Source organism: Vibrio sp. A37, from assembly GCF_059777565.1.
This window is the reverse complement of record NZ_JBLNLI010000053.1, coordinates 1-1,697: the sequence shown is the minus strand read 5'-3', so window position 1 is coordinate 1,697 and position 1,697 is coordinate 1. Positions and strand designations below refer to the sequence as shown.

General features: G+C 45.7%; 1 protein-coding gene. It reads right to left on the bottom strand.

Annotation, left to right across the window (positions count from 1 at the left end; genetic code table 11):
* Positions 1-1,697 (bottom strand): midas domain-containing protein (locus ACM2FC_RS23435; RefSeq protein WP_498483449.1); only part of this gene is annotated, 1,697 nt, incomplete at both ends.

The following is a 1,697-nucleotide window of genomic DNA, read 5'->3' as shown; positions in this document are numbered from 1 at the left end:
GACACATCCTCTTCTGACAACTCGTCGCTTAAAGGCTCTTCCATCGAAAGGCTTGGTTCTGCATCTTCTGCTTCTCCTAGTTCTGGTAAATCGACGTCAGCCTCATCGACGTCAATCTCACCTACTTCTGGTTGCTGAAGATCGTCAACGTCAATATCGTCTAGATTTAACCCTTCTGCAGTTTCTGGCTCGAGCGCTACTTCTTCGTCAATGACAGGTGTGTCCAGTTCAGACACATCCTCTTCTGACAACTCGTCGCTTAAAGGCTCTTCCATCGAAAGGCTTGGTTCTGCATCTTCTGCTTCTCCTAGTTCCGGTAAATCGAAGTCAGCCTCATCGACGTTAATTTCGCCCACTTCTGGTTGCTGAAGATCGTCAACGTCAATATCGTCTAGATTTAATCCTTCTGCAGTTTCTGGCTCGAGCGCTACTTCTTCGTCAATGACAGGTGCGTCCAGTTCAGACACATCCTCTGCTGACAACTCGTCGCTTAAAGGCTCTTCCAGCGAAAGGCTTGGCTCTGAATCTTCCGTTTCTTCTAGTTCTGGTAAATCGAAGTCAGCCTCATCGACGTCAATCTCACCCACTTCTGGTTGCTGAAGCTCGTCAACGTCAATATCGTCTAGATTTAATCCTTCTGCAGTTTCTGGCTCCAATGATACTTCTTCGTCAATAACAGGAGTATCCAGTTCAGAAACGGTATCCTCTTCTACTAATGGCTCGCTTAAAGGTTCCTCAGCAGATAATTCTGATTCGATGCCACTGGTTGCATCTAACTCTGGTAACTCGAAATCTGCCTTATCGACTTCAGTCCCATCTACCCCAGATTGTTCTAGGTCTTCATCATCAATATCACCGATGCCTGATTCACTTTCGAGCTCAAGGGCCAGCTCGACCTCTTCGTCAATGGCGGGGGCATCCAGCTCAGAAACGATGTCCTCTTCTACTAGTGGCTCGCTTAAAGATTCTTCTACGGTTATTTCAGATTCGATGTCACCAGTTTCATCTAACTCTGGCAATTCAAAATCTGCTTCATCGATTTCACTCTCACCCACTTCGGGTTCTATGTCTTCAACATCAATATCACCGACGTCTAAGTCATTCTCGAGTTCAGGCTCTAGCTCATTCTCTTCATCAATGGCAGAAGCATCCAGCTCAGACACACTACCTTCGGACAACTCTTCGTTTAACGGCTCTTCCATCAAAGGGCTTATTACTTCTGCTTCTTCCGTTTCCTCTAGCTCTAGTAAATCGAAGTCTGAATCTTCAACTTCAGGTTCGCTTACTTCAGTCTGCGGTAAATCATCTGCATCAATGCTGCCTAGTTCTACGCTTTCTTCTATTTCTGGCTCGACTTTTAGAAGCTCTTGCTCTGGTGCCCCATCTTCTATTTGTGTCTGTTCTGCAGGGATATCTAATCCAGCTAATGGTGACTCTTGTTCGAGGTTTTCAGAGTCTTCGTCACTTTCTAACCCAGCTAATGCCGATTCTTGTTCGGTGTCATCTTCACCAGAAAGTTCTGCTTCAATGTTATCTGTCGTTGTCTCAACAGGTTTATCTGTTTGTATCTCATGTTCAGAGAGCACATCTGCAGCTTCATCAATTTCCCAATCAGAGTCCTGGGGAACACCAAATTCATTTGCTGGTTCTGGTTCTGGTTCTGGTTCTGGTTCTGGTTCTGGTTCTGGTTCTGGTTC